At 51.6% G+C, this 3,920-nt stretch carries 4 protein-coding genes; 2 read left to right on the plus strand and 2 right to left on the minus strand.

All coding sequences use genetic code 11. The features are described from left to right. Positions 1–474: 474 nt before the first annotated feature. Entirely contained in the window at positions 475–2,034 is a 1,560-nt protein-coding gene (locus EJP87_RS14465; protein ID WP_130472572.1) for a metallophosphoesterase, read from the minus strand. Positions 2,035–2,075: 41 nt separating this feature from the next. Then, entirely contained in the window at positions 2,076–2,636 is a 561-nt protein-coding gene (locus tag EJP87_RS14470) for a hypothetical protein (RefSeq protein ID WP_130472573.1), read from the minus strand. Between the two features lie 461 nt (positions 2,637–3,097). Between EJP87_RS14470 and EJP87_RS18000 the strand changes: the two genes are divergently transcribed. Both EJP87_RS18000 and EJP87_RS14480 read left to right on the plus strand, forming a co-directional pair. Next, positions 3,098–3,247 carry a hypothetical protein gene (locus EJP87_RS18000; RefSeq protein WP_193771412.1) on the plus strand — a complete coding sequence of 50 codons (150 nt, stop codon included), beginning with the start codon at positions 3,098–3,100 and terminating at the stop codon, positions 3,245–3,247. A 172-nt stretch (positions 3,248–3,419) separates the two neighbouring features. Further along, positions 3,420–3,617, plus strand: coding sequence for a hypothetical protein (locus EJP87_RS14480; RefSeq protein WP_130472574.1), 198 nt, complete (start codon positions 3,420–3,422; stop codon positions 3,615–3,617). The last annotated feature ends 303 nt before the right edge of the window (positions 3,618–3,920 follow it).

The following is a 3,920-nucleotide window of genomic DNA, read 5'->3' on the forward strand; positions in this document are numbered from 1 at the left end:
CGGCGCGCCTAATGGAAGCAAGCTGTGCGGATTGGCGCGCTTTTTTGCGCCAATCCGCACAGCATCCCCATGGGGGTAGAGTTGGCGAGTCATCGCAAACCGGGTAGATTTGGCGAGCCAGCACCAACCTGAATAGTTACCCAGATTTTTTACCTGAAGCAACGCAAATGGGTATGAAGCACAGGGCAAGCGCATTTGCCAATTTTCTCATTGTTGCCACATGCGAAACTGTGCATGTCGGGCGTCCGCCCTCCCAAAGCGTGCCCCTCCGGGGCACAGATTTGTGCGGCGTGCGCGAATGCTTCGCATTCGCTTCTGGTGAAACGCCGCACATTTTCAGCAGGGCTTTGCCCTGCACCCACCAGGAGGAGATAATCTCCTCCTGGACCTCCATAACAATTTTCTGGTTTGCAAATGCGCTTGCCCTGCTATGTAGCAACCGAGTTGGCAGAGAAAGAGGTTGGCCACGCGGTTTTAACAGGGTGGTAGAGTCGTTGGTGCCTGGCAATGTGGGCGTAGCGGTGCATTTTTGTCGCCGGTACAGATCATTTGCCACTCTTGTTGCAGGGTGCCAGGTGCAGGGCGGAAGAGGGGTATGCGATATTGTGCTGTGGTCTCTTGGCCGCTGACGTTGAATTGAATGTTCAGAAAACCAAAATGGATGGATTGTCCAGCCGATTGCCCCGCTTTGTTGTTCCATGCGCAACGACTGCCCGGTGCGCCGGAGAGGGCGACTCCACCATTACCGACGATGATTTGCAGAGGTTGCTTGGCGGATGGCTGTACCCAGGCAAATTGATGCAGATGTGCAGAGAGCAACAGGGCCACTTTAGGGAGCTCTGCTTGCAGATCAGAACTTTGCAAGGCTTTATAAAAGACAGATTTGTCCAGTTCGCCCTTTTTGGTTGTTTCATAGGCAGGGATATGTTGAAAGATCCAGGCAGGCTGCTCGGCTGACAGGGGAGTCAACCACTGTTTGGCGATGTGGTTGTACTGGAGCCGGTAGAGCTCTTGGGTTTGCTGTGGATTTTTGTCGCGTCCGTCACCAGTGCGTACCAGGTCGAGAAAGAGCAGACGCACTTTCTGTTTGCTTGCTTGCGGCTGGCTGCTGCTGCCACCATAAACCTGAGCATCAAAGGCGATAGGTGCGAGCAGATCATGCTCTTTGCCAGCAATATCCTGACACTCCTGGTTGCCACTGCCAAAAAAATAGAGCCAGCCCTCACCGCGATTGTTCCAGCCCGAGTTGTCCCAGTCATTGTTTTTGACAAAGCACCCCTCGTGATTGCCGCGCAAAATCACCGACCAGCTTTGCGCCAACAGGGTGGCATAAGGAGCGAAAAACTCCTCTTTCCAGCCCAGTTTGCCATTGCTGCTGCTCCAGGAGTCGATGACTCCCTCTTTTTGTCCGGAGTAGCGCATATCTCCCAGATGCACCCAGAGGGGAGGCAACGAGTTGTCTGGCGCAGAGAAAGCCTGCTGATTAAGGGCGGTCAGCAACCAGGGCAGAGCGGTGGCCCTGTTTTTGGAGCCTGCTGGTGGAGTGGTGGCGCAAAATTGCTCCTTGTTATCCCGGCAGCCGGTGCAACCAGAGGTGATCAGTTGGCTCAGAGGCATCGCGCCCTGGCGCAGATCGGGCAGTTGAATAGGTGACGATTTTTTGTCGCCCGCCAGATAGCCGACACCCCATTGTTGCAACAGTGCATCATCGGCACTGATGGTGCGTTCACAGAGCTTGATCTCTTTGAAAAAGGGTGTAGAGGCCACCTCCCCTCTTTTGGCACGCTCTTCTAAAGTATAGAGACGTTTTGCTTTATCCCGTTTGGGTCCATCATAAAGAGCAGGACAGGGATCTTGGGCATCGACGATTGCGCGAATGGAGAGGTCAGGAAGCCAAAAATTATTTTTTTGTTTTCCTGCCTGTAGTTGCACCCAGTGGTAGTGTATCTCGGCCCATGTCTCTGTTGGCAGCAACAAGGTGAAGAGAAGCGTCAAAAAGAGCCAACAGCAGTTGCGCCTGAGGTTTATTGTCATTATCGTGGTATGCTCACAGAGTTGAGATAATATTGTCACAATCAATTGATGGTATAATTGCTGCCATTTGGTCCATACATTGTTCCCACATCTGTTACCACTTTGCCTGCTGGTGCCAAAGCCAGAGAGAGATCCCAATCAGCCTTGCCGACGGCGTCGATAATCAATTTACAGAAGGAGTGCAACAGCTTGGGATCCATGGCCACCTCGATACCATAGCTGGTTTGCGGGTGCAAACCAAGCAAATAGCCACCCTGTTCACGCGGTTCAATACGCGCACGGGTCACCAAAACTGGTACTGCTCCCAGCGGCATTTCACAGGGCTCTTCCTGATAGCGGGTAGCAAAATCGGTTTCGGAGACCGCTTGCTGATGTACAAAGCTGAGCAGGGCAGCACGGTTGTGGGGATCGACAGGAGTGGTGCTTTCCAACTGTACATGTGTTTCCATTGCCTGACGCAAACCTGGCCATAAACGTTTGATAAAACGGCGTGTCAGCCAAAAACGAAACTCGGAGCGCCCATGGGTATTGATGCGCAGTTGCAGGCGATCTTCTTCGGCAGAAAAGAGAACTTGGATTTGATGGATACGGTGTGCGCTCATGGATGCGTGCTCGCGTATAGAGACAGGGTGGAGTCATTAATGGATGTCAAGTATACGGTTCACCCTGATTTCCTGCAAGCATTACCAAGCAGAAAAGCCAACAAAAGCCAATTGATTGCACCACCATAAACCCGATCAACACCGGTAATCTGTATCCAATTGTCAGGAAAAATTGAAACATACTGCAAAAAAAGGTTGAAATTGTTGGAATAGATCTGTAAAATTATCGGTCATTGTCGCTCCATATTAGAATCGCTCTGTGCACTTGTCGAGAGAGGGGCTTGTTTTGCAAAAACAGCCGCTGCCCATGGAGGCTCAAGATGGCAAGTTCGGTGCAGTCGAAAAAGCGGTCCGATGCTTGCATAATCGGTCGACAAGTGAAATGTGCGCGTGTTTTGCCGATTAGCCGCATGGTTCTTGTGCGGTAAATGATCCGGTAGCGCCAAACTGAAGGGGTTACCATGAAACAAACCGTTGGTAGAGTATTCATGTGTGCTGTCGTGATGCTTCTTTTGACCAATACGGCAGCAGCCGCCGATGCACCCATTAAGGTGGATTGCAAAAGCGACAAAAAATGTGAAGAACTTCAGAAGGCCGCCACCAAAAAGTAGTCGCATTGTTTGGTAGAACAGGTCGATGGTGGCGCAACAGCCTGTCGGTATTTGCCAAACACTGAAGACTGGACCGGATCTTCCGGCAAGGTCGCAAGCAACACAATGCAGTGCCAAAACAGTCTTAACTTCAATTAACAAATTAAGCTCTGGGATTTAAGGAAAGCGTAAGATGCAAAATCTCAAACGGATGTCGGGTGTGATCGCCATGTTGGTTGCCATGGGTTTGTGGGCCGCTACGCCGGTTCAAGCCGCTGATATGGGTGGCAGCATGCAGACCATGGAAAAACAGCACAATGCTGGTAAAAAACACGGCAAGAAAGCCAAAAAAGGCAAAAAAGCCAAGAAAAAACCTGCTGCCGCCATGTAATTTCGGCAGCCGACAGCGCCACAACTGTGCTGTCAGGGCAGAAAATGAGCGAGCTGGGATCCCTGTCTCGCTCTTTTTTTTGCTGTCAGGGCAGAAAATGAGCGAGCTGGGATTCCTGTCTCGCTCTTTTGTAACTATTCAGGTTGGTGCTGGCTCGCCAGCTCTACCCCCATGGGGATGCTGTGCGGATTGGCGCAAAAAGGCGCGCCAATCCGCACAGCTTGCTTCCATTAGGCGCGCCGCGCCGACGCAAAAAGCGCGTCGGCTTGTTGTGAAAGGCGCGCCAAAGGCAAAAGATTAAAA

It is taken from the genome of Candidatus Magnetaquicoccus inordinatus, assembly GCF_004217665.1.
In the GTDB taxonomy this organism is placed as follows: domain Bacteria; phylum Pseudomonadota; class Magnetococcia; order Magnetococcales; family Magnetaquicoccaceae; genus Magnetaquicoccus; species Magnetaquicoccus inordinatus.